The sequence below is a fragment of the Saccharothrix sp. S26 genome (genome assembly GCF_021390395.1).
In the GTDB taxonomy this organism is placed as follows: domain Bacteria; phylum Actinomycetota; class Actinomycetes; order Mycobacteriales; family Pseudonocardiaceae; genus Actinosynnema.
In genome coordinates this window covers 69,475-92,960 of record NZ_JAJUWT010000012.1, presented here as the reverse complement: position 1 = coordinate 92,960, position 23,486 = coordinate 69,475, and the positions used below count along the sequence as shown (strand labels likewise).

The following is a 23,486-nucleotide window of genomic DNA, read 5'->3' as shown; positions in this document are numbered from 1 at the left end:
CGGACGAGGCGCCCGGTGGCCGACGCCACCGGGCGCCTCCGCTCAGGCGGAGCGCAGCGCCCGCAGGGCAAGGTCGGCGTGCACCTCCATCCGGGTCTCGCTCTTGACGACCTCCAGCACCCGGCGGTCCGGGCCGATGACGAACGTCCAGCGCCGGGTCCGCAGGGCCGACAGCGCGCCCGGCAGCGGCACCTTCCGCCGCACGCCGAAGATCGCGGCCACCGCACCGTCCGGATCGGACAGCAGGGGGTAGTCGAACCCGTTGGCCTCGGCGAACTCCCGCTGCTTGTCGACCGGGTCGGCGCTGATCCCGACCCGCTGCGCGCCCACCTCGGCGAACTCGGCCGCGAGGTCGCGGAAGTGGCAGCTCTCCATCGTGCAGCCCGGTGTCATGGCCGCGGGGTAGAAGAAGACCACCACGGGACCGGCGGCGGTGAACTCCGCCAGCGACCGCTCCTGCCCCTTGTGGTCGAGCAACGTGAAATCGGGAACCAGCTCACCCTTGTCCATGGCTCGATCGTATTGCGCCGCAAGCGCACCGCGTCCCGCCATTGCAGTGACGTCGACCGTCCGCAGTGGACTGGCCGTGACGTCGGCCCGGCGCGGGCCGGACCCGCCGACGACGAGCGGTCCGGGCACGGGTCGACCACCGTGCGCGGCGTCGCGCACGGATCGGGTCGCGCCCCGTCAGCCGGCGAGGAGGTCTTGTCGCATCCGGGCGGGCGGTCGAGGTGCCCGGCGGCGGCGCGCCTCGGCGCAGCCGACCAGCAGCACGCCCGCCACCAGCGGAAGGACCATGGCCCCCTCGACCGCCAGTGCGCACGTGAGTGCGATCCACAGCAGCAGTCTCATGGGGGAAGGCTAGGGAGACCCCGGTCACATCCGCACCTGATTTGGGCAAGACTTGAGGTAAGGGCCGGCTGCGCCGCGGCCCGCCGCTGGTCACGGCGAGGCGACGAACGCGCCATCCGAGATCGTTTTGTCGGACCCCCTCGCTAACCTCCCCGCCACACGTCGTGAACGACCGGCAGGAGGAACAGTGAGCTGGCTGGAAGCCCAATCCCAATCCGGGCGCGCCGCCGGGTACCAGGTGCGGCTCGGGGAGAACGGGCGCGTCCAAGCCCGCAACGGCAAGGGCAAGGTGCTGTCCTCGGTGCCCGCGTCGCTCAAGGACGACCCCGGTGTGGTCCAGCTGCGCCAGCTCGCCGAGTGGCTGGCACGGCACAAGGCCGAGTGCCTGGCCGCCGTGGACGGCTGGATGGTGCGCTCCCTGCCGGTGCCCGCCGCGTTGATCGGGGAGGTCTGGGCGGACGCCGCGTGGGCCGAAGCGCTGCGTGACCTCGTCGTCACGGCCGATGACGGCACGGGCGTCGAAACCGGGTTCCTGCGCGACGCCGACCCCGAGCGCGGGCTGGGCGTGGTCACGCTCGACGGCGACACCCGGCGCCTGAAGCCCGAGGTGGTGCGCATCCCGCACCCGGTGCTGCTGGACGACCTGGAGGAGCTGCGCGAGTTCGGCGCGGAGCTCGGCGTCGAGCAGAAGGTGCAGCAGCTGTTCCGGCGGACGTACGCCCGCCCGGCCGGCCTGGCGGGCAAGACCTCGGTGGACGACTACGCCGGCGGCAAGTTCGAGCAGCTCAACCACGCGTTGAGCCGTTGCCGCACGCTCGGCTACCCGGTGCGCGGCGGCGACGCGGTCTACGCGGCGTTCGAGGACGGCCGGGTGGTGGAGGCCCGCTACTGGCTCGGCTCGGACTACCCCGAGAGCGAGACGTGGACCGGCGAGCTGAGGTGGGCGCTGGAGGACGGAACCGGCCTGCCGCTGTCCGACGTCGGACCGGTCGCGTGGTCCGAGGGGATGCGCATGGCGGCGGCGATCCACGCCGGTCGCGTCGTCGAGGAAGCGGTGGTGGCCCCGTGAGCGACCCGAGCCAGAAGGCCCTGCTGTCGGCCGGCGCCGTGCTGCCCGGCGCGGCGGACGTCGGCGACGACCGCGACGCGATCACCGCGCGCCACTACACCCACGAGGGCCTCGACGGCCGCGTCGTGGTGCGGCTGGTGCCCGCCGTGCTGGGTCGCGCCGAAGACCTCACCTGCGAGTACCTCGGGTTCGCCGCGCCCGCGCGGGTCGCCGAGGTCGGCACCGGCAAGCGCAGCGCGATGGGCTTCCCCGCGTGGGCGCTGGTGCACGACCCGGCCAACGCCCACCACGCGCTCAACCTCGTCAAGGACGTCGAGCGGCTGGCCCGCACGGCCAAGTCGCGGGCGGGCGCGGCGAAGGACGGGTTCACCGCGCTGGGCGCGATGCTCGGCCGGTCCGCGCCGCACTTCCTGCCCACGTTCTACGAGCAGGCCGGCCGGATCTTCCTGCAACACGGCAACACGACCTACGCGGCCAGCATGTTCGGCAAGGCCCGCGAAGCGGAGGAGGTGCACGACCTGGCGGTCGACCCCGAGCGCACGCGCGAGGTGTTCCTGGAGTTCGCGTTCGCCGGCGCGTTGACCGCGAAGTCGCTGTCCGCCCACGCCAAGGGCCTGGCCCGCAAGCACGACGCGGACGCGGCCTACGAGCTGTTCTTCACGTTGTGCGTGGAGCGCACGCGGGGTGGCTTGCCGCCGTACACGGGCATGCCGGAGGACCTGCGGCGGTTGGCGAAGGCGGCCAAGCGCGACCTCACGGCCGAGGACCAGCGGCTGCTGCGGGCGATCCTGGACAGTTCCGCGATCAGCCGGGCGGGCGGCGCGTTCTGGAAGGCCTACCGCGCTTCGCTGGTGGCGCTGGCCTCGGCCGACGCGGAGGTGCGCGGCCGGTTGCTGTCGTTCGTGCCCGACTCGGACTCCGTGTTGGAGACGTGGCTGGAGATCCTGACCGACTGCGGCGCGACGCGCGCCCTGGTCGGGCCGGACGAGGTCGAGGTAGACGCGGCCGAGTGGCTGTCGTCGGTCCTGGCGGTGCGCGCGTCGGGCTGGCGGGGCGTGGCGCGCTCGGTGCGGCTGCTGGAGCTGGTCGAGGCGATGGCGGGCCGGTTGGCCGCCGACGCCGTGCCGGTCCGGGCGCTGCGGCACTGGCACCAGGGCGACCTGGACGTGCTGGACCTGCTGGTGGCGCGGGACGTGCCGATCGCGGACGCCGACCGCCACCAGCAGCTCGACGTGACGCGGTGGCTGGCCGACGACGCGCCGGGCCGCCGCGACCTCGCGGCGCTGGCCGCGTCGGAGAGGTTCGGCCGCTCGCTCGGCGAGGGCGTAGTCGCGCACGCCCGCGGCAACCTCCGCTCGACGGCCGTGGCCAAGGAGGTGCTGACGTCCGCGATGGCCGTGCCGGGCCTGCGCGGCGCGCTGGCCTCGTGGATCCGCGCGCACGCCGGGAGCGTCGCGCCCACCGGCCTGCCGGACCTGTCCGACCACCTCGACAAGCTGGCCGTGCTGCGGCTGCCCGAGGCATACGTGGACGTGCCCGAGGCGGCCGAGGCCCTGGCCCGCACCGACGTCGCCGCGGCGTTGCACACGACGTTGCGCGGCGGCCTGCTGGACGAACTGGGCTGGCCCGCCCTCGAAGCGGCGGCCGAGCGCCTGGCGCAGGCGGGCGCGGCCAAGGACGACCCCGTGGTCGTGTGCGGCGAGGGGTGGCCCGCGCTGGTGCTGCGCCGCGGCGAGACGTTCGTGGTGGTCGGCCCGGACGGCGTGCTGGCCGAGCACGTCTCCCGCATCCCGGCCGACGCGCGCAGCCGCTGGGGCTTCGCGCCGACCACGGCGTGGGTCGACGGGGTGCTGCTGGTCCGCTGGCAGGGCCCCGAGGGCGAGCTGGCGTACTGGAGCGACGCGCCGGACCGCGTCTTCGCGATCGGCGACGGCCGCGGCTACTACCGCAACTCCGCGCCGGCGGCGTCGATCGCGCTGCCCGGCGGCGGCCGGTTCGCCGGCGGGCGGGCCGTGCACCCCGGTGACACCGACGTGTCGGGGCCGGTGGAGGCGCACGGCGACGGCACGACCGTGTGGACCGGGGCGTGGCTGGACCGGGCGTTCCGCTGGCTCGAGGTCGACCCGGCCACGGGTCAGCGCGGCCGGGCGAGCCTGCCCCGGTTCGTGGAGGACTTCGCCGCCGACGGCGCGGCGCTCGTGCTCGACTCCTGCGACCTGCGGCCGGCGCTGCCCGAGACCGAGCACAGCCCGTTGGGCGCGGCGGACGGCCTGCACGGCTGGCGGGTGCGCCGGGAGGCGGACGGCTCGCACGTCGGCGAGGGCGTCGACGGCCGCCGGGCCGCCCGGACCCCGGCCTGCCCGACCGGCGTGGTGCGGTTGCCGGGTGGTGCCGAGGTCACGCTGACCGGCGGGCGCGAGGCGATGGTGCTGTTCGACTCGAACGGCGTCCGGCTCGCCGCCGTGTCGGCCTCGGCGCGGCACCCGCGGTACGCGACGGGCACTCCGCTGGTGCCGCCGCTGGACTGGTGGCACCTGCTGCGTCCCCGGGACGAGGCCGGTTCCACCGCGCTGCGCGCCGTGACGAGGGAGGCGGTGGACCGGATGCTCGCCGCCGCCCGGGAGGACGAGCCGGACAAGCGCACGGTCCGCGAGCGGCTGACCGCGCTGCTCAAGGGCGAGCGGGGTCGGCTCGCCGACGTCGTGGCCGCGGCCCTGCCCGGCCTCAGCCACCCGGCGCTGCTCTCCGGCGTGGTGGACGTGGTCCGGCGCGCTGCGGAGCTGGAGCGCTCGTTGCGGGGTTACGCCGAGATCGCCGCGGCGGCCCGGGAGGTCGACCCGGTCCTCGCGCCCGTCGGACCCGAGGTCAGCGAGGACCAGGTCAACGCCGCGCTCAACTGGTTCGGCGGCTACCGGTCCTACACCTCGCGCGGCCCGGTGCCCACGACGCTGCCCGCGTTGATCGCGGCGCTCGGCGAGGCGGCCGCGCGGCCCGAGGGACGGACCCTGAACCCGTCGAACGCGCCGCGCTGGTTCGACGTGCTGCCGCACCTGGCCGCGTTGGCCCACCGCGCCGCGTCGCCGCTCGCGTCGGACGACGAGCGGGCCGCGCTGGCGCTCGTGCTGCGGTCGGTCGCGGACAGCGGTCTGGCCGACGACGCCGGGCACTGGCGCACCGTCGCCGTGGTCGTCCCCGACGGGCAGGCGAACCCGATGAACCGGGTGACGCCGGTGGGCGACGGGTTCATCGCCCTGTTCGAGACCCGGTGGCGCCACGAGCCCGGCAGCCGGTTCGAAGGCGTGCAGCACAGCCGCACGCCCGGTGCGTTCGAGCTGCCGAAGAACTGGACGCTGGAGTCGGCCGAGGAGGTGCGCACGCCGTTCGGGCCGGAGCGGGTGGCCCGGTTCCTGGAAGTGCTCGCCGAGCGCGGCCCCGCGCCGTGGTTCCCCGACGCGGTGCCCGCGCTGGTGGAGCGCACCGGCCTCAGCACGGCCGAGGCGATCCTGCTGCTGGCCGGGCTGCCCGGCGTGGACCGGCGGGACGCGAACTTCCTCGCCACCGACGACCGGCGGCTGCTCGGCCTGTCCTCGGGCGGCGCCAAGGCCGCCCAGGAGCGGTTCCGCCGGCTGGCCGGCTGGTTCCGGCTGGAGCTCGTCGCCGCGGCCGTGCCCGCCGACCCGGCCGACCTGTGGACCGGCGGCCCGGACGTGGCCGCGCTCGCCGAGGTGTGGGTGGCCCGGATGGGCCGCCGGTCGCCGGTGCCGGACGACGTCCTCACCGACGCGGCGAAGCTGCTGGCGGTGCCGAACCCCGGTGAGCACGTGGCGGGTGCGGTCAACCCCGACCTCACGCCGTGGCTCACCGAGGACGCCGAGTTGACGTTCACCGGCGCGGGGCTGGAGGCCCGCAACCCGAAGGGGTTCGACCGCACGACCCTGTGGGTGGTCCCGCAGGTGCTGTCGTGGCTGGCGCACCGGCTGCCGGCGGGCTCGCCGCTGCGGGCGCGGCTGCCCGAGGCGTTGGCGCTGGCGCGGCAGCGGGTCGCGCACCCCGGCTTCGCGGTGGCCCTCGGCACGTGGGTCGCGGTGGAGAAGGTCGAGGCGCTGCTCGGGGTCGAGGTGCCGCCCGACGGCGTCCACTCCTATCGCGACTGGCTGGAGCTGGCGCGCGCGGGCGAGGCGCACTGCCGGTTGGTGGCCAGGCCGGGCCTGGTGGGGCCGGCCGACCGCGACCTCCTCGTCGCCGTGGTGGAGCTGACCGGCGCGCGGGACGTGCTGCCGCTGCTGGACCGGTTGGCCGACGACCGCCTCACCGCCCTGTGCGCGGTCCCGGCGTCCGACGGCGTCGACCCGGCCAGCTACCACCAGGACCCGACGGTGTCCGTGCCCGCGCTGGTCGCGGAGGTCGCGACGCGGTTCGGCCTGACCGAGGACGCGGCGGCGCTGTACCTGCAACTGCTGGCCCTGCCCGACCCGACCGACGCCAACGTGGCGCGGTGGACCGGCTGGAAACCCGCCCGGCTGCGCCAGGCCCGCGCCGCGCTGGCCGAGACCGACCTCGTGCTCACCGCGAAGCGCGCGCGGGCCGGGCGGTCGCTGTTCCTGCCCGGCGGGTGGTTGGCGCTGTCCGCGCCGCACCTGCCGCTGGAGTCGTGGAAAGCGCCGATGTTCGACCACGTCGAGGGCCGTCGCGGCGTCATCGTGCCGCTCGAACCCGTCGCCGACCTGTTCGCCCGCGCCTGGCAACGGGTGCTCGACGGCGACGCGCCCGCATACGAAGAGCTCAAGACCGGAGGACGCAGGTGACCGCAGCGAGGCAGGTCGAACCGGCGGAGGACGCCTACCGCGAGGAGTTGGCGTTCCTCGCCGCCTACGACAGCGGCCCCCGCCCGCCGGGGTGGCGGCTCACCCCGCGTGCCGTCGTCACGTTCGTGATGGGCAGCGGCGAGGTGCTGGCGCTGCCCAAGGGTGCGTCGGCGGACGGCGTGCCGTCCCGGCTGGCGATCAGCCCGAAGTTCGTCGGCGAACGGGCGCTGGTGGAGCGGGCCGTGGTGACGCTGGCGGGCGAACGGGGGCTGCTGCTGGTCGGCGAGCCCGGCACGGCCAAGTCGATGCTGTCCGAACTGCTCGCCGCCGCCGTGTCCGGCAGCAGCCAGCTGGTCGTGCAGGGCACCGCGGGCACGACCGAGGACCAGTTGCGCTACGGCTGGAACTACGCGTTGCTGCTGGCCGAAGGGCCGAGCCCGCGCGCGCTGGTGCCGTCGCCGGTGCTCACCGCGATGCGCGGCGGCGGCGTGGTGCGGGTCGAGGAGGTCACCCGGTGCCTGCCGGAGGTGCAGGACGCGCTCGTGTCGATCCTGTCGGACCGGCGCATCGCCGTACCCGAGCTGTCCGGCACGGACGGCGCGACCGTGCACGCCGCGCCCGGCTTCACCGTGATCGCCACGGCGAACCTGCGCGACCGGGGCGTGTCGGAGATGTCGGCGGCGTTGAAGCGGCGGTTCAACTTCGAGAACGTGGGGCCGATCGGCGACCTGGCCGCCGAGACGGCGTTGGTGCGGCGGCAGGCCAGTGCCGCGCTGGACCGGGTCAGCGCACCTTTCGCGGTGGACGACGTGGTGCTGGAGGTGCTGGTCACCGCGTTCCGGGACCTGCGCAACGGCGTGTCGGAGGAGGGCTGGGCGGTCGAGCGGCCGTCGACCGTGATGAGCACGGCGGAGGCGGTGTCGGTCGCCACCTCGCTCGGGTTGGCCGGCGCGTACTTCCCGGGCGACCGGGATCCGCTGTCGCTGTTGCCCGGCCACCTGCTCGGCGTGGTCCGCAAGGACGACCCGAGCGACGCGGCCCGGCTGCTCGGCTACTGGGACGGCGCGGTGCGGCGGCGGGCCGAGTCCGGCGCGCGCACCTGGCGACGGCTGTGGGAACTCCGTGACGTCCTCGATGCGTGAGCTGGCCGACCACCGGCACCCGTACCTGATCGGGGTGCGGCACCACTCGCCCGCGCTGGCCGCGGTGGTGCCCGCCCTGCTGGACGCGTTCGCGCCCGAGGTGCTGCTGGTGGAGCTGCCGCAGGAGCTGGGCGAGTGGCTGCCGTACCTGGCCGACCCCGACCTGGTCGCACCGGTCGCGCTGTCCGGCGCGTCGCCCGGCGGCGAGCCGGCGTTCTACCCGTTCGCGGACTTCTCGCCCGAGCTGGCGGCGATCCGGTGGGCGCGCCGCCACGGCGTCGAGGTGCGGCCGTGCGACCTGCCGCTCGCGGCGCGCGGTGACGGGCACCGGGTGGGGGAGCGGGGCCCGTCGCCGTTGACCGATGCGTTGCGCGGCGCGATCACCGGCCGTGACGGCGAGGACCTGTGGGACCGGCTGGTCGAGGCCGCCGCGCCGGGCCAGACACCCGAGGCGGTGCGGCGGGCGGCGTTGATGGTGGGCTGGGCGTTCCGCCAGGACGCCGTCGTCGACCCCTACGACCTGCGCCGGGAGGCGTGGATGCGACGCGCCGTGCGGGACGTGGGCGAGCGGCGGTGCGCGGCGGTGGTGGGGTCGTTCCACGCGGCGGCGCTGCTGGACGGGCCGGTGGACACCTCGGAGCCGGCCGCCGCCGACATCGTCACGTCGTTGGTGCCGTACGGGTTCGCGTTGCTGGACGAGCGGTCCGGCTACCCGGCGGGCATCCGCGACCCGGAGTGGCAGCAGGCCGTGCTGGAGGCGGCCGGTGACCCGGACGCGGTGGAGGCCGCCGCCGCGTCGGTGATCGTGCGGATCTGCGCGCGGGTGCGGGAGCTGGGCCACCCGGCCGGTCCCGGTGAGGCGCGGGAGGCGTTGCGGCTGGCCGTAGACCTGGCCCGGCTGCGCGGCCTGCCCGCGCCCGGTCGTGGCGAGCTGGTGGAGGCGGTGCAGACCGTGCTGACGCACGCCGAGCCGCTGGGCCGCGGCCGGGTGGTGGCGCGGGCCGCCGGTGACGTGCTGGTCGGGCGTCGGACCGGGGTGCTCGCTCCCGGCACGCCCCGGTCCGGTCTGGCACCGGCGGTGGAGGCGCTGGTGGCGTCGCTGCGGTTGCCGGGGCCGGACTCGCGGGAGCCGGTGTCGTTGCGGCTGGACCCGCTGCGGTCGGAGCTGGACGCGCGGCGCGAGGTGGCGTTGCGGCGGTTGACCGTGCTGGGCGTGACCTACGCCGAGGAGACCGCGACCACGGGTGTCGGCGGGGGTGACGCGCTCACCACCCGCTGGACGGTGGCGTGGACCCCGGCGACGGCGGCCACGTTGCCGGTGGCGGGGCTGTGGGGCGCGACGTTGGAGCTGGCCGCGTTCGGCCGGCTGCGCGCCCGACGGGCGGAACGTGAACCGACGCCCGCCGCGGTGCTGGTCGACCTGGTCGATGCGGCGCGGTGCGGGTTGCCGGGGATGGTGGACGCGGTGCTGGCCGACGCGGCGACCGTCCTGCCGTCGTCGGCGACGGTGCGGGAGCTGCTGTCGGCGTTGGACCTGCTGGACCGGTTGCGCGCCGGTCACGTGCCCGGGACGCCCGGTGACGTGCTCGACGCGCACCCGTCGCTGGCGGGCGAACTGGAGACGGCGGCGGTGGCCGGGCTCGTCGGGCTCGCCGGGTCGGAGGACGTCGAGGACGCGCGGGCGTTGGTGGAACTGGGGCAGCGGCCGCAGGCGCACGGGCTGCGGCTGGCGGCGTGCCTGCGGACGTTGGCCGACACGGGTGCGCCGCTGATCGCCGGCGCGGCCGGTGCCGCTCGGGTGCTGCTCGGGTTGGTGCCCGCCGCGGCGCTGGGGGAGCGGGTGGCGTCGTGGGTGGACGGTGCGACGACACTCGAGGGGCGGGGTGTGCTGCGCCGCGCGCTGACCGGTGTGCTGGCGGCGGCCGGGCCGTTGCTGGAGACGCCGGAGGCGCTGTCGCCGTTGCTGGACCGGGTGGAGCGTTTGGCGGACCGCGACTTCCTCGACCGGCTGCCGGCGCTGCGGGGTGCGTTCACGACGGTCGGACCGGCCGCGCGGGCCCGGGTGCTGGCGGTCGTGGAGGAGCGTTCGGGTGAACGGGTGGACGTGGTCGGCGCCCCGGACCCGGAACTGCTGGCGGGGTGGTTGGACGCCGAGCACGCGGCGGTGGAGGTGTTGCGGGCCCACGGCCTGCGGTCGCCGCGCGGCCCGAGGACGGCGGGCACGCGTGACCTGACCGACGGTGCCGCCGGCGGACAGACCGCTGGGAGCGCTGGGGCGGGTGCTGCGCGGTCCGACGGGGAAGAGGGGATGTCCGGCGTAGCCGGCCCGCAAGGATCGGCCGGTGGGCAGAGCGCTGGTGCGGGCGCTGCGCGGTCCGGGGCGGCCGGTGTGGGTGAGGGGTCGGTCGGGGGAGCCGGCGCAAGAGCGGCGTCGGGCGGATCGGCCGGTGGGCGGGCTGCTGGAGGTGTGGTTGTAGAGGCGGCCGGGGGTGGGCCGTCGGCCGCCGGGTCGGTGGAGGCCGGTTCGTTGTCCGCCGGGATCCGGTGGCGGCTCGTGCTCGGGGCGAACGGTGAGCGGCCGGCCGGGGTCGGGCGGTTCGCGGCGGCGTTGGACGAGTTGTACGGGCGTGACGGTGGTGAAGGGGCGGCGCGGGGTGATCTCGGTGCCGACCGCTCCACGCCGTTCCCCGACGTGCGCGAGTGGTCGGAGGAGTTGCGGGAGCTGTTCGGTGAGCGGGTCCGCGAGGAGGTGCTCGCCGCGGCGGCGGAAGGCGGGCGGTTGGAGGCGGCGCTGGAGATCGATCCCGGGTCGGTCCGGCCGTCCGTCGAACTGCTGCGCAACGTGCTGGCGTTGGCGGGCGGGTTGTCGGAGTCGGCGCTGGCCCGGCTGAGACCGTTGGTGGCACGGCTGGTGCGCGAGCTGACCGAACAACTGGCCAACCGGGTGAAGCCCGCGTTGACCGGCATCCAGCTGCCGCGGCCGACCCGGCGGCCCGGTGGTCGGCTGGACCTGCCCCGCACCCTGCGCGCCAACCTCGCCACCGCGCGCCGGGACGGCAGCGGCCGGGTGGTCGTGGTGCCGGAACGACCGGTGTTCCGCACCCGCGGGCGCAAGGCGAACGACTGGCGGCTGGTGCTGGTGGTCGACGTGTCCGGCTCGATGGAGGCGTCCACGGTGTGGTCGGCGCTGACCGCGTCCGTCTTCGCCGGGGTGTCCGCGCTGTCGACGCACTTCCTGGCGTTCTCCACCGAGGTCGTGGACCTGACCGACCGGGTGGCCGACCCGTTGTCGTTGCTGCTGGAGGTCCGGGTGGGCGGCGGCACCCACATCGCGGGAGCGTTGCGCCACGCCCGTTCCCTCGTGACCGTGCCGGAGAGGACGATGGTGGTGCTGGTCAGCGACTTCGAGGAGGGCGGTCCGGTCGGGCCGCTCGTCGCGCAGGTGCGGGAGCTGGTCACGTCCGGTGTGACGGTGCTCGGCTGCGCGAGCCTCGACGACCGCGGCGTCGCCCGCTACTCCACGTCGGTAGCGGGCGCGCTGGTCGCGGCGGGCATGCCGGTCGCCGCGCTCAGCCCGCAGGAGCTGGCCCGCTGGGTGGGGGAGAAGGTGCGCGGATGAGCGTGCCCCCGGTGTTCCCGGCGGTGGTGGGCGACGTGCTCGACGCCCTGCCGCCCCGGCTGCGCAAGCGGGTCGACGCCTCGGTGGGGCGGGTGGCCGAGTGGACCGTGACCGCGGACGCCGACACGGCCCGCGCCACGCTCGACGCCGAGACCACGCTCACCTGGACGTTGCGCGCGGGCGTGCTCACGGCGGCCGACGACCTGGCGTGCAGCTGCCTGCTCGCGCCGAAGTGCCTGCACCGAGGTATCGCCGTGGCCGCCGCGGAGGTCTCCGACGGCGTGCCGGACCCGACCGAGGCCCCGACCGAGCCGGTCGCCGCCGAACTGGACCCCGGGCAGGTCGAGACGACGTCCGAGGACGAGCGTGCGGCGGCGAGCGCTCTCTGGCAGGCGTGTGCGACCGTGCTCCGCGCCGGAGCGACCGGCAGCGGTGCCGTGGTGCGGGCCGAACTGCTGCGCGCCGTGCACACCGCCCGGGTCGCGGGCCTGCACCGGGCCGCCGCGAACGGCCTGCGCATCGCCACCGCGCTGGCCGCCGCACGGTCGGGCGACTCGTCGTTCGACCGCGAGGAGCTGACCGCCGAACTGGTCGACCTGATGCTGCTGTGCCACGACCTGGGCACGTCGACCGGCCCGGTGGCCGAGCTGCGCGGCACGGCCCGGCGCGAGTACCGCCCGATCGGTTCACTGCGCCTCTACGGCCTGTGCACCGAGGTGGTGGTCGCCGCCTCGGGTTACGCCGGCGTCGTCACGCACCTGGTCGACGACGCCGGCGGCCTGTGGACCGTGCCCGCGATCATGCCGGGCGGCGCGGAACGGGTCGCCGCCGCCGCGAGCGGGCCGGTGGCCATCGGTGAATCCGGCCTGAGCCAGCGCGACCTGGGCCGTGGCGGGCTGCTGCTGTCCGGTGGCACGGCGTCCCCGGACCACCGGCTCGGCGCGGGCAAGGCCGTGCGCGCGGTGGCCGCGTCCGCCGCGTCGTGGGACGAGCCGCCGCTGGCGGGCCTGTGGGCGCGGCCGTTGGCCGACCAGGTCACCCGCGCCTTCCACGCGCACACCAGGCCCGACTCCCACCGCCCGGCCGGCGCGGACCTGCTGTTCGTGACGGGGACCGTGCTCGGCGCGGCGGGCGACGCGCTGCGACTGGCCACCGACGAGGCCCGGCTGGACCTCGTCGGCGACCGCGACCGGACCCGGGAGAACCTGCGGGTCCTGGCGAACGCGCCGGGCCTGCGGCTGCGAGTGGTGGCCCGGCTGCTGCCCGACCGGCCCGGCACCGCCGTCGCGCTGGCCGTCGCGGGCGACCTCGAGCTGCCCGACGACCTGCGCCACCACGTCGACCTGGGCCTGGACCGGCTGCAACGCTCGCACGTCGCCGGCGACGGCACGCGTGAACTGCCGCCGCGTCCCGACCCGGTCGACCGCGTCCCGCGCCCGGTCCGCCCGCTGGAGAACGTGGTGCACCGCATCGCGCTCGGCGGACGTGCCGTCGCCGCGGTCGCCTCGGCCCAGCGCGAGGTGGCGGCCCTCACCCGCAACGGCCTCACCGCCACCGCCGACCTGCTGGCCGACCTGGCCGACGCCGCGCGCGACCGGGGCCGTGACGCGTTCGGCCGGGTGGTCCGCGACGAGGGCGACGACTTCCCGTCCGCGTGGCTGCGCGCCGGGCTGCACGTCCGCGAGTTCACCCGTGCCGCCGCCCGTCGCGCGTGGCTGACCGCCGTCGAACCCCGGTGAGCCCCGGACCGGTCCGGGGCTCACCGGTCAGTGGGCGGCGGCCATCATGCCCGCCTCGTAGGAGCCGCCCCGCTGGTGCACGATCACCGCGAGCCGGTTGGCCGCGTTGATCAGCGCCACCAGCGCGATCAGCGCGGCGATCTGGTCGTCGTCGTAGTGCTCGCGCACCAGGGCCCACGTCTCGTCCGACACGCCCCGGTGGGCGTCGGCGAGCCGGGTGCCCTCCTCGGCGAGCGCCAGCGCGGCCTGCTCGGCCTCGGTGAACACGGTCGACTCGCGCCAGGCGGCGACCAGGTGCAGCCGCACCGCGGTCTCCCCGGCGGCCGCGGCCTCCTTGGTGTGCATGTCGATGCACCAGCCGCAGCCGTTGATCTGGCTGGCGCGCAACGACACCAGCTCTTGGGTGGACTTCGGCAGCGGCGACTGCTCGAGCACGGTCGCCATGCCGGCGAACCGCTTGGCGAACTTGGCCGCGAACTCGTTCTCGAACAGGTTGAAGCGGGGTTCCATGGTGTCGTCCTCACTCGTCGGCGCTTGTTGGGGCGACCACCAGATGCCGGCGACGGGCTCCCCGTGACGACTCGGCGGCGTGACGAGCGCCACCCCGCGACGGCCGCGTCCCGCTGTCACAGATCGGCGGTGACCGGTGTCTGGTGGTGACGCGCCAGACCTGACGAGGGGACGACCATGACCGGCACGCGGACCGCGCCCACGCGCACCACGGGGGACGACCGCTCGGACTCCGCCACCGAGACGTTCGTCGCGCACCGGAACCTGCTGTTCACCGTCGCGTACGAGATGCTCGGCTCGGCCGCCGACGCCGAGGACGTGCTCCAGGAGACGTGGATGCGGTGGGTGTCGGTCGACCTCGACACCGTGCGGGACCGGCGGGCGTACCTGGTGCGGATCACCACCCGGCAGGCGTTGACGCGGTTGCGGACGTTGGGTCGGCGCAAGGAGTCCTACGTCGGCCCGTGGCTGCCCGAGCCGTTGCTGACCTCGCCGGACGTGGCCGAGGACGTGGAGCTGGCCGACAGCGTGTCGATGGCGATGCTGCTGGTGCTGGAGACGCTCGCGCCGACCGAGCGGGCGGTGTTCGTGCTGCGCGAGGTGTTCGACCTGGGCTACGACGAGATCGCCGAGGCCGTGGACAAGAGCCCGGCCGCCGTCCGCCAGATCGCCCACCGGGCCCGCGCGCACGTCGCCGAACGCCGACCGCGCGGCACCGTCTCCCCGGACGCCACCCGTGACGCGCTGTCGGCGTTCCAGCGCGCGGTCGAGACCGGCGACCTGCAAGGGCTGCTCGACGTCCTCGCGCCGGACGTCGTCTTCCTCGGCGACGGCGGCGGGGTCGTGCGGGCCGTGCCGCGGCCCGTCGTGGGCGCGGACAAGGTGGCCCGCCTGCTGGCCGCCGGGTTGGGCCGGATGGCCCGGGGGTCGTTGCAGCCGGCGCAGGTCAACGGGCACCCGGCCTTGCTCCTGCGGTTCGACGGCGAGGTCGACACCGTCGTGGCGATGCGGGTGGACGACGGCAAGGTCACCGGCCTGTACGCCGTGCGCAACCCGGCGAAGCTCGCGCACCTGGAGCACGGGACGAGCCTGGGGCGCTGAGGTGGTGGCGGCGCGGCCGGGGTCCGGGCGTCGTCAGCGGTGTTCGTAGGCGAGGTTGGTGCCGGTCGCCGCGCGCTCCGCGGTGATCACCGTGTCGCCGACGAGCACGGCGCGGTCGTCCACCAGCGGCGTGCCGTGCTCGCCCCGGCTGAGCCGGGAGCTGAGCAGAGCGGGCGAACCCGGCTCCCGCCGCAGTACCCGGGCCTGCTCGGCGGTCAGCGCCACCGCCTGGATCGTCTCGCTCGCCTCGCGCACCGGCCGCCCCGAGTCGGCCAACAACCGGTACAGGGACCGGTCGCGCAGGTCGTCCACGCCGATCCGCGCCCCGATCGCCTCCGGCAGGTACGACGTCTGCAACAACAGCGGCACCGAGGACGGCCGGGTGCTGCGCAGCCTCTCGACCGCCAGCACCCGGCCACCCTGGGCGAGGCCCAACCGGGCGGCCACGTCACCCGGCGGCACGACGAGCCGCGCGTCCAACACCTCGGTCTCCAGCTCGATGCCCTGCTCGACCAGGTCCTGCGACAGGCTCCGCAACCCGGTGAGGTCGTAGGCGAACGAGGGCCGCCGCACGAACGTGCCCACCCCGTGCCGGGTCTCCAGCAACCCGTCGGCCTCCAGCGCCTGGATCGCCTGGCGGACCGTCATCAACGAGACGTCGAACTCGTCGACCAGCTCCCGTTGCGCGGGCAGCGGCGCGTCGGCCGGGTAGCGGCCGTCGGCGATCCGGTCGGCCAGCTCCCGGTAGATCGCGAGGTACTTGGGCACGCGCGCCCCGTACTCGCGGCCCGTGCGCCGCCCGTCGTCCACCGGTGGGCACCCCCGACTCTCAGCCCCCCGCGGGGGAGTGGTGCACGGAGGATAGCGCCCGGCGGTACGCGGCCACCTCCTCCACGACCTCGGCCACGGGCGCGCCGTCGACCAGCATCCGCATCAGCACCGAGCCGATCACGACACCGTCGGCGTCCTCGCACGCTTGAACCGCGTGTTCCACCGCGGAGATGCCGAAACCGGTCACCACGGGCAGGTCGGTCACCGCCTTCACCCGTCGGGCCGTCTGGCCGGCCGTGGCGGCGAGGTCGGCGCGTTCACCGGTGACCCGCATCGAGCTCATGCAGTACACGAACCCGGCGGACGCCCGCGCGATCTCGCGGCACCGGTCGTCACCGCACGAGGGCGCGGCCAGCAGCACCGCGGCGACCCCGGCCTCGGCCGCGCGCGCCCGGTACTCCGCCGACTCCTCCAGCGGCAGGTCCGGCACGATCACACCCCGCACGCCCACCGACGCCAGGTGCTCGACGAAACCGGCGACCCCGCGGTCGGGCGTCAACGTCATCGCCACGTTCGCGTAGGTCATCACGACCAGCGGCACGCCCACGTCGAGCCCGGCCAGCTCGTCCAGCAAGGGCCTGGGCCTGCCGCCGCGGGCGGCGGACAGGGCGGCGGCCCGCTGCACGGTGGGTCCGTCCAGCATCGGGTCGGAGAACGGCAGGCCGATCTCGACCGCGTCCGCGCCGGCCTCCGCCGCACCCCGCACGAGGTCCAGCCAGTCGGGTACGACGCCCGCCATCACGTACGGGATCACCAGCGGCGGCCCGTCTGCCCGCAAGTCCAACGCCGTGCTCATCGCAGGTGCTCCCTGATCTGCTGGATGTCCTTGTCGCCCCGCCCCGACAGCGTGACCAGCACCGTCGACCCGGCCGCCAGCTCACCGGTCGCGGCGGCGTCGACCACCCACGCCAGCGCGTGCGCCGACTCCAGCGCGGGCAGGATCCCCTCGGTCCGGGTGACCAGCTTCAACGCCCGCAGCGCCTGCTCGTCGGTCACGCTCGTGTACCGCACTCGGCCGGTCTCGGCCAGGTGCGCGTGCTCGGGCCCCACGCCCGGGTAGTCCAGCCCGGCCGAGATCGAGTGCGCTTCGAGCACCTGGCTGTCGTCGTCCTGGAGGAAGTGCGACATGAACCCATGCAGCACGCCGAGCTTGCCCTTCTCGACCGCGCTGCCGCCGGCGGCCTCCACCCCGACCAGCCGGGCCGGTGTGTCCACGAACCCGGCGAACGTGCCCGCCGCGTTGGACCCGCCACCCACGCAGGCGACCACCACGTCCGGCGGTTCCGCGCACTGGGCACGGGCTTCGTCGCCGATGACCCGCTGGAACTCCCGGACCATCCACGGGTACGGGTGCGGACCCATCGTCGAGCCGACGCAGTAGTGGGCGTGCTCCGTCTCGTTCACCCACGCGCGCAGCGCGCCGTTGGTCGCCTCCTTCAGCGTGCCGACGCCGTTCGCCGAGGTCACGGGCACGACTTCCGCGCCGAGCAGCTCCATCCGGAAGACGTTCACCGCCTGCCGCCGCACGTCGGTGTGCCCCATGTAGACCGTGCACGCCAGCCCGAGCAGCGCGGCGGCGGTGGCCGTGGCCACGCCGTGCTGGCCCGCTCCGGTCTCGGCGATCAGCTTCCGCTTGCCCATGCGCCGGGCCAGCAACGCCTGCCCCAGCACGTTGTTGATCTTGTGTGACCCGGTGTGCGCGAGGTCCTCCCGCTTCAGCAGCACCCGCACGCCCAGCACCTGAGACAACCGCTCGCACTCGGTCACCGGCGTCGGCCGGCCCACGTACGTCGCCAGCAGCCGCCGGTACTCCGCGGTGAACGCCGGGTCGGCCCACGCCTCGCGGAACGTCGCCTCCACCGCCTGTGCGGCGGGCACCAGTGCCTCCGGCAGGTAACGCCCGCCGAACCTCCCGAACCGACCGGCCGCGTCGGGTGCGCGCATCACGCCGGTAACTCCATCAACGGACACTTCTAGAACTCTAGAACTCTCACCCGACGATGGCAAGACGCGACGAGGGGCGGACACCGCGCGGTGTCCGCCCCTCGTCAGCTCGAAACCACTACGCCTGCCACGCCTCCAGCGCGTGGATGATCCGCGGCCGCAGCTCGCCCGCCGGGATCACCGCGTCGACCGAGCCGACCTCCACCGCGCGCCCGATGCTGTGGATCCGGTCGAACTCGCGCGCGATCTCGCTCTGCTTCTCGGTGCGGACCGCGGAACGCAGCTCGTCCAGCTCGGCGGTCAGCGCGGCCCGCTCCGCACCGGTCGCGGCCGCGGTCCTGGCCTCCAGGTCGCGGACCCGGGGGTCGGCCGCGGCACGGGCCGCGACCTCGCGGGTGAACACGACCGCGGCCGCGGGCGCGCCACCGAGCACCGAGGCGAACGAGCCCTCCACCGCGAGCACGGTCATGTTCGGGTTCAGCGCCTTGGAGAACACCACGAACGCGCCGCCGTGGTAGCGGGAGATCACGCAGAACACGATCGGCCCGCGGAAGTTCACCACCGCCCGGCCGATCTCCGCGCCGTACTCCAGCTGGAGCTTGCGCATCGACTCGGGCGAGCCGTCGAACCCGGACAGGTTCGCCAGCACGACGAGCGGCCGGTTGCCGCTGGCCGCGTTGATCGCCCGCGCGACCTTCTTCGACGACCTCGGGAACAACGTGCCCGCCGTGTAGGTGTCCGGGCCGTCGGTGGGCGGGAAGCCACGCCGTTCCACCGGCCGGGACTCGATGCCCACCAGGCAGACCGGGATGCCGCCCAGGTGGACGTCCTGCACCACCGCGGTCTCGGCGTCGGCCATGCCCGCCCAGCGCTCCAGCACCGGCCGGTCCTGGTCCGACAGCGCCCGCATGACGACCCGGATGTCGAACGGCTTCTTGCGGTCCGGGTTGTCCACCGCCGAGAAGATCTGCCCGACGCTGGTGAAGTCGCTGCCCGGCGCGTGGTGGGGGTAGCCGGTGATGTCGCGGTCGTGCGGGTCGCTCGTCTCCACCCGGCGCGGCCCGTCCTCGCCGGGCACGACGTAGGTGTGGTCGTAGTAGGCCATCAGCAGGTCACGGGCCGCCGGCAGGTCCGGGGCCCAGTACTGCGCCTGCCCGTTGGGGCCCATGACCCGGTCGTAGCCGCCGATGCCGAAGTTGTCCTCGGCCGACACGCCGCCGGAGTAGTCCAGCGACTGCTTGCCGGTGAGCACCATCGCCGAGTCGGGCGTCATCACCAGCACGCCCTTGGTGTGCATGAGCATCGTGGCCTCGGCGTTCCAGTACGGCTGGGCGCCCACGTTGATGCCCGCGACCACCACGTTGATCTCGCCGCCCGCCTGGGTGAACTCGACGATCCGCTTGAGCGCGGCCGCCACCCAGTCCATGTTCTCCGTGCCGGACTCCATCGAGATCCGGGCGCCGGCCGACAGCGCGTACCACTCCACCGGGACGTGGAGCCGCTCGGCGAGGTCCAGCGCCGCGATCACCCGGCGGCACTCCGGCTCGGACAGCGCGCCCAGCGAATTGGTGGGGTCGCCGAGCAGCACCACGCGGGTGACGCCCTCCGGGTACCGCGCGGTCGGGGTGCGGACCACGCCCGCGACCAGGGCCGCGGTGTTCTTGCCCTTGGGGCGGTCCACCGGCGTGAGCGCGTGGTCCTCGTCCAGGTCGTACTCGGTGAACTCGCCGATCATGTCGGTGATCTCGTACGGGTACACCGTGTTGCGGCTGCTCGCCCGCAGCACCTTCTGCCGGTAGCCGTCCAGCGGCGGGATCGGCGCGTCGGACGGCTCGCCGATGGTGAGCGCGGGCGTCCCGGTGGTGTCGAAGGTGATCCGCAGCGCGATCCGCGCCAGCTCGCCCGTCTCGCGCCGCTGCCGCAGGATGAACTCGATCTCCTCCAGACCCGCGCCCGCCGTGGTGGGCAGGATGCGCTTGGCCAGCATCTCCAGCTCGTCCCGCGTGATGTCGCTGGCCGGCCAGACGTAGACCACGATCCGGTTGGTGTTGAACCGCACCGACGACGAGCGCAGCGACTGCGCGCGCCGGATCGAGTCCAGGCACGTGGCCAGCGTGTTCTCCGCGGTCGGCAGGGCGGCCAGGCGGCCGTCGTGGTCGCGCAGGGCCACCAGGTCGCGGATCTGGCTGAAGGCCACGATCCGCTCGTCGGCGCGGTTGTCGCGGGCCACGCAGTGGAACAGGTACACGTCCTCGTCGGAGGACGGCAACCGGGTCAGGTCGAACTCGCGCAGCCGTTCCAGCTGCATCCGCTGGGCGATGTAGGGGTGCAGGCCGCGGATCAGCCGGTCCTCGGCCATCCCCGCCTCGGACGGGCGGAACGTGACGTGCTGGTGGCCCACCACGCCGCGGCCCGCGACGGTGAGCGTGAGCCTGCGGACCTGCTCGGGCAGCGGGTGCGCGCTCACCACGGCGGCCAGCGCGGCCGCCAGCTCGGCGGCGTCCTGCGGCTGGTCGCGCCACGCCACGTAGACGTCGGCCTCCAGCGGACCCGTGTCCGACGCCAGGGCGGCGAGGCTGCGCAGCGCCGCGCCGAGGTCGTCGTAGTGGGTCGCGGCGGACACCACGGTGAAGTCCGTGCGCTCGGCGACCACGAACGTGCGGTCGTCCAGCGTGCTGGTCCGGATGTCGACCAGGCGCTTGTTGCCGTAGTACCGCCGGGTCAGCACCTCCAGCATCAGCGCGTCGTCGAGCGGGCTGCGCTCCAGGTACTGGCTGAACAGCCGCACGAGCGGCTCGGTGGTCCGCACCATCCGGGCGACCCGCTCGTCGCGGTCCTCGGCGTCGGGGTGCTCGGTCAGGTACCGCACGTGCCTGCGGACCTCGGCGTAGGCGCGGGCCCGGTTGCGGCGCAGCAGCGGCTGGCCGAGCCAGGCGAACACGACGCCGCGGGCCAGGTCGGAGACCGCGGGGAACCGCACCTGGGTGGCCGAGATCAGCTGCTCCAGGGCGCGCCCCACGGTGTCGCGCAGCGCGTCGTCCGGCGGCGCCTCGGCCAGCCAGGACCGCAGGATCGCCGCCACCACGCCCGCGTCGGCGGTGGACCGCTGGAGGGCGAGGAAGATCCGGAACACGGCCGCTTCCAGCTCCGGCGTGCGGTCGAAGCTGGTGACGCCGTAGTGGGCCAGCGCCTTGGCGAGCCTGCGCTGGAACCGCTCCGGCAGGCCCGAGCGCTCCACGTCCAGGCTCTGCAGGTAGGTGTGGAAGTACTCGCGGGCGCTGTGGAGGTGGCCTTCGCCCGCCGAGTCCTCGCCCGCGGGGCGGTTGCGGCTCAGCTCGGCCAGGTCGGCGAACGCCGTCAGCACGGCGACCTCCCCGGCCAGCGGCCGACGACCCGCCGCGGCGGCCTCCTGCCGCGCGTCCAGGTAGTCCCGCAGCACCCGGCCGTCGTCGAGCGGGTCGACGTCGAAGCCGAGCAGCTGCCCGCGCAGCTCCTGCAGGCCGCGCTGGACGCGGTCGGCGAGGGAGGCGTCCGGCAGCGGGGCGAGGTCGAGCACGACCGGCTGGTCGGCCGCGGTGTCGGCGACGGCGTCGTCGCCGAGGGGCTCCAGCCGCAGCAGCGGCGCGCCGCTGGGCACCTGGCTGTTGACGGTGACCGCGCACTCCTTGACCCGCGCGGCGAACGGCGCGCGCAGCACCGTCTCCATCTTCATGCTCTCCAGCACGAGCACCGGGGCGCCGGCCTCCACCTCGTCGCCGACCCCGACCGGGGTGTCCACGACGAGCGCGGGCGCGGGGGAGCGCAGCACGCCGCCCTCGTCCCGGCTGACCCGGTGCGCGACGCCGTCGACCTCGACCAGCACCACGGGCCCGGTCGCGCCCATGAGCAGGCGGTGACGCCTCCCGTTCACGCGCAGCTGCCCGGTGTGCCGGTCGAACCGCTCCAGCTCGACGTCGGCGGTGCGGTCCTGGCCGCCCGCCTCGATGCCGACCCGGAACCCCTGCGCGCCGACCCGGGTGACCCGGACCCGGTAGGTGACGCCGCGCAGCTTGAAGTCGAGCCTGCGGCCGTACTCGTGCCGCACCTGCGGGCGGCCGCCGAACGCGCTGGACAGCAGCCGCTGCTGCTCCGCGCCCTCTTCTTCCTCGTAGGCCTGGATGGCCGCCGCGGCGACGGCGGCCGCGGAGTGGCGTTGCGCGACGAGCCCGCCCTCGCCGCGGACGCGGTCGATCCAGCCGGTGTCCGCGCTGCCGTCGACGACCTCGGGCTGGTCGAGCAGGTCGAGGACGAAGCTCTTGTTGGTCGCGCCGCCGTCGATGAGCACCGTGGTGTCGGCCATGGCGCGGCGCAGCCTGCCCAGGGCCTCCTCCCGGTCGCGGCCGTGCGCGATGATCTTGGCGATCATCGAGTCGAAGTCGGCCGGGATGGTGTCGCCCTCCCGGACCCCGGTGTCCACCCGGATGCCCGGACCCGACGGCAGCGCGAGCCGGGCGATGTGACCCGGCGACGGCGCGAAGTCCCGGTCGGGGTCCTCGGCGTTGAGCCGCGCCTCGACGGCGTGGCCGCGCTCGACCGGCGGCTCACCCTCCAGCCGGTTGCCCGCCGCCACCCACAACTGGGCCTTGACCAGGTCGAAGCCCGTGGTGGACTCCGTGATCGGGTGCTCGACCTGCAACCGGGTGTTGACCTCGAGGAAGGCGAACGCCTTGTCCCCGGGGTGGTAGAGGAACTCGACCGTGGCCGCGCCCCGGTAACCGACCGCGACGGCCAGCCGTTCGGCGGAGGCCTTCAGGTCGGCGGCCTGGTCGGCGGCGAGCACCGGCGAGGCCGACTCCTCGATGATCTTCTGGTTGCGCCGCTGCACGGAGCAGTCGCGCACGCCCAGCGCCCACGCCGTGCCCTGGCCGTCGGCGATGACCTGCACCTCGACGTGCCGCGCGCCGGTGACCAGGCGTTCGAGGAACACGACCCCGCTGCCGAAGGCCCGCGCGGCCTCCTGGCTGGTGCGCTCGTAGGCGTCGGCCAGGTCGGCCTCGTTGGTGATCACGCGGATGCCGCGCCCGCCGCCGCCCGCGGTGGCCTTGAGCATCAGCGGGTAGCCGATCCGGGCCGCGGCGGCCAGGGCCGCGTCCAGCGACTCCACCGGGCCGCGGCTCCACGGCGCGACCGGGACGCCGACCTCCTCGGCGAGCAGCTTCGCGCCGATCTTGTCCCCGAGCTTGCGCATGGCCTCGGCGCTCGGCCCGACGAACGTGACCCCGATCTCGTCGCACAGCGCGGCGAACGCCGGGTCCTCGGCGACGAAGCCCCAGCCGGGCCAGACCGCGTCGGCACCGGTCTCCACCAGCGCCTTCTTGAGCACCTTCAGGTCGAGGTAGGGGCGGTTGGCCGCGGGGCCGAGGTCGTAGGCGACGTCGGCCTCGTGCACGAAAGCGGCACCGCGGTCCACGTCGGTGTGCAGCGCGATCGTCTCGATCGCGGTACCTGTCTCCTCGGCCAATTCCCGGGCCGCGTGGATGAGCCGCATCGCGGCTTCTCCTCGGTTGACGATCGCGATTCGGCGGAACATCCGACCGGCCATTCCCTTCTGTCCGTGCCTTCGAGCGTGCGGTGCTGGTTCACAGGTCAGGTCACACTCTTCCCGGTCCGACCGGCGTTGTGCCGGGGCCGGCGAAGAAACAGTACGGCCACCCGCCGATCGACCACGCCGAGTCTCGCGGCGAACACCGGACGTGACGCGTGGACACGCCGGACGGCGGCCGCGCGGTCGTTCGGCTCGGTCGTTCCCGGTTCGGCGGCCTCCGGCCCGGCGACCTGCGGCGCATCCCCGTCCGGCTCGGCGACACCCGGCCCGGTGACCTCCGGCCGGGTGAG

General features: G+C 74.9%; 13 protein-coding genes. 6 read left to right on the top strand and 7 right to left on the bottom strand.

Features of this window, described 5'->3' with window-relative positions; genetic code table 11:
- Positions 1 to 42: 42 nt before the first annotated feature.
- The gene (locus tag LZG04_RS20615) at positions 43 to 510 is read right to left on the bottom strand and encodes a peroxiredoxin (protein ID WP_233819381.1); all 468 of its coding nucleotides are present in this window, start codon (positions 508 to 510) and stop codon (positions 43 to 45) included.
- Positions 511 to 687: 177 nt separating this feature from the next.
- Entirely contained in the window at positions 688 to 852 is a 165-nt protein-coding gene (locus tag LZG04_RS20610; RefSeq protein WP_233819380.1) for a hypothetical protein, read from the bottom strand.
- Between the two features lie 187 nt (positions 853 to 1,039).
- On the opposite strand from LZG04_RS20610, the gene LZG04_RS20605 reads away from it, so the two are divergent.
- Genes LZG04_RS20605 through LZG04_RS20585 form a run of 5 tightly spaced genes read left to right on the top strand, consistent with a single transcriptional unit; the run spans position 1,040 to position 13,226 of the window.
- Positions 1,040 to 1,921: a DUF4132 domain-containing protein gene (locus LZG04_RS20605; RefSeq protein ID WP_233819379.1), complete on the top strand. Its 882-nt coding sequence runs from the start codon at positions 1,040 to 1,042 to the stop codon at positions 1,919 to 1,921.
- Positions 1,918 to 6,726: a hypothetical protein gene (locus LZG04_RS20600; protein WP_233819378.1), complete on the top strand. Its 4,809-nt coding sequence runs from the start codon at positions 1,918 to 1,920 to the stop codon at positions 6,724 to 6,726. The genes LZG04_RS20605 and LZG04_RS20600 overlap by 4 nt, the downstream gene beginning before the upstream one ends.
- Positions 6,723 to 7,868: an AAA family ATPase gene (locus tag LZG04_RS20595; protein WP_233819377.1), complete on the top strand. Its 1,146-nt coding sequence runs from the start codon at positions 6,723 to 6,725 to the stop codon at positions 7,866 to 7,868. Before LZG04_RS20600 ends, LZG04_RS20595 begins: the two co-directional genes overlap by 4 nt.
- Entirely contained in the window at positions 7,849 to 11,487 is a 3,639-nt protein-coding gene (locus tag LZG04_RS20590; protein WP_233819376.1) for a DUF5682 family protein, read from the top strand. Before LZG04_RS20595 ends, LZG04_RS20590 begins: the two co-directional genes overlap by 20 nt.
- Positions 11,484 to 13,226, top strand: a complete 1,743-nt coding sequence (locus tag LZG04_RS20585) for a hypothetical protein (RefSeq protein ID WP_233819374.1) — start codon at positions 11,484 to 11,486, stop codon at positions 13,224 to 13,226. Before LZG04_RS20590 ends, LZG04_RS20585 begins: the two co-directional genes overlap by 4 nt.
- 27 nt (positions 13,227 to 13,253) lie before the next feature.
- Here LZG04_RS20585 and LZG04_RS20580 read toward each other — a convergent pair whose 3' ends face one another.
- Entirely contained in the window at positions 13,254 to 13,736 is a 483-nt protein-coding gene (locus LZG04_RS20580) for a carboxymuconolactone decarboxylase family protein (RefSeq protein WP_233819372.1), read from the bottom strand.
- A gap of 177 nt (positions 13,737 to 13,913) precedes the next feature.
- Between LZG04_RS20580 and LZG04_RS20575 the strand changes: the two genes are divergently transcribed.
- Complete coding sequence (locus LZG04_RS20575; RefSeq protein WP_233819370.1) at positions 13,914 to 14,837, top strand: RNA polymerase sigma-70 factor; 924 nt, start codon at positions 13,914 to 13,916, stop codon at positions 14,835 to 14,837.
- A 33-nt stretch (positions 14,838 to 14,870) separates the two neighbouring features.
- Here LZG04_RS20575 and LZG04_RS42615 read toward each other — a convergent pair whose 3' ends face one another.
- The 4 genes from LZG04_RS42615 to LZG04_RS20555 all read right to left on the bottom strand — a co-directional run bounded on the left by LZG04_RS42615 (position 14,871) and on the right by LZG04_RS20555 (position 23,181).
- Complete coding sequence (locus LZG04_RS42615; RefSeq protein WP_233819369.1) at positions 14,871 to 15,647, bottom strand: GntR family transcriptional regulator; 777 nt, start codon at positions 15,645 to 15,647, stop codon at positions 14,871 to 14,873.
- Between the two features lie 19 nt (positions 15,648 to 15,666).
- A complete protein-coding gene (trpA, locus tag LZG04_RS20565) occupies positions 15,667 to 16,464 on the bottom strand; it encodes a tryptophan synthase subunit alpha (protein ID WP_233819368.1) in 798 nt (265 codons plus the stop codon).
- Entirely contained in the window at positions 16,461 to 17,612 is a 1,152-nt protein-coding gene (trpB, locus tag LZG04_RS20560) for a tryptophan synthase subunit beta (RefSeq protein WP_233819367.1), read from the bottom strand. Before trpB ends, trpA begins: the two co-directional genes overlap by 4 nt.
- A gap of 118 nt (positions 17,613 to 17,730) precedes the next feature.
- On the bottom strand, positions 17,731 to 23,181 hold the full coding sequence (locus LZG04_RS20555) for a carboxyl transferase domain-containing protein (RefSeq protein WP_233819366.1): 5,451 nt from the start codon (positions 23,179 to 23,181) through the stop codon (positions 17,731 to 17,733).
- Positions 23,182 to 23,486 lie beyond the last annotated feature (305 nt).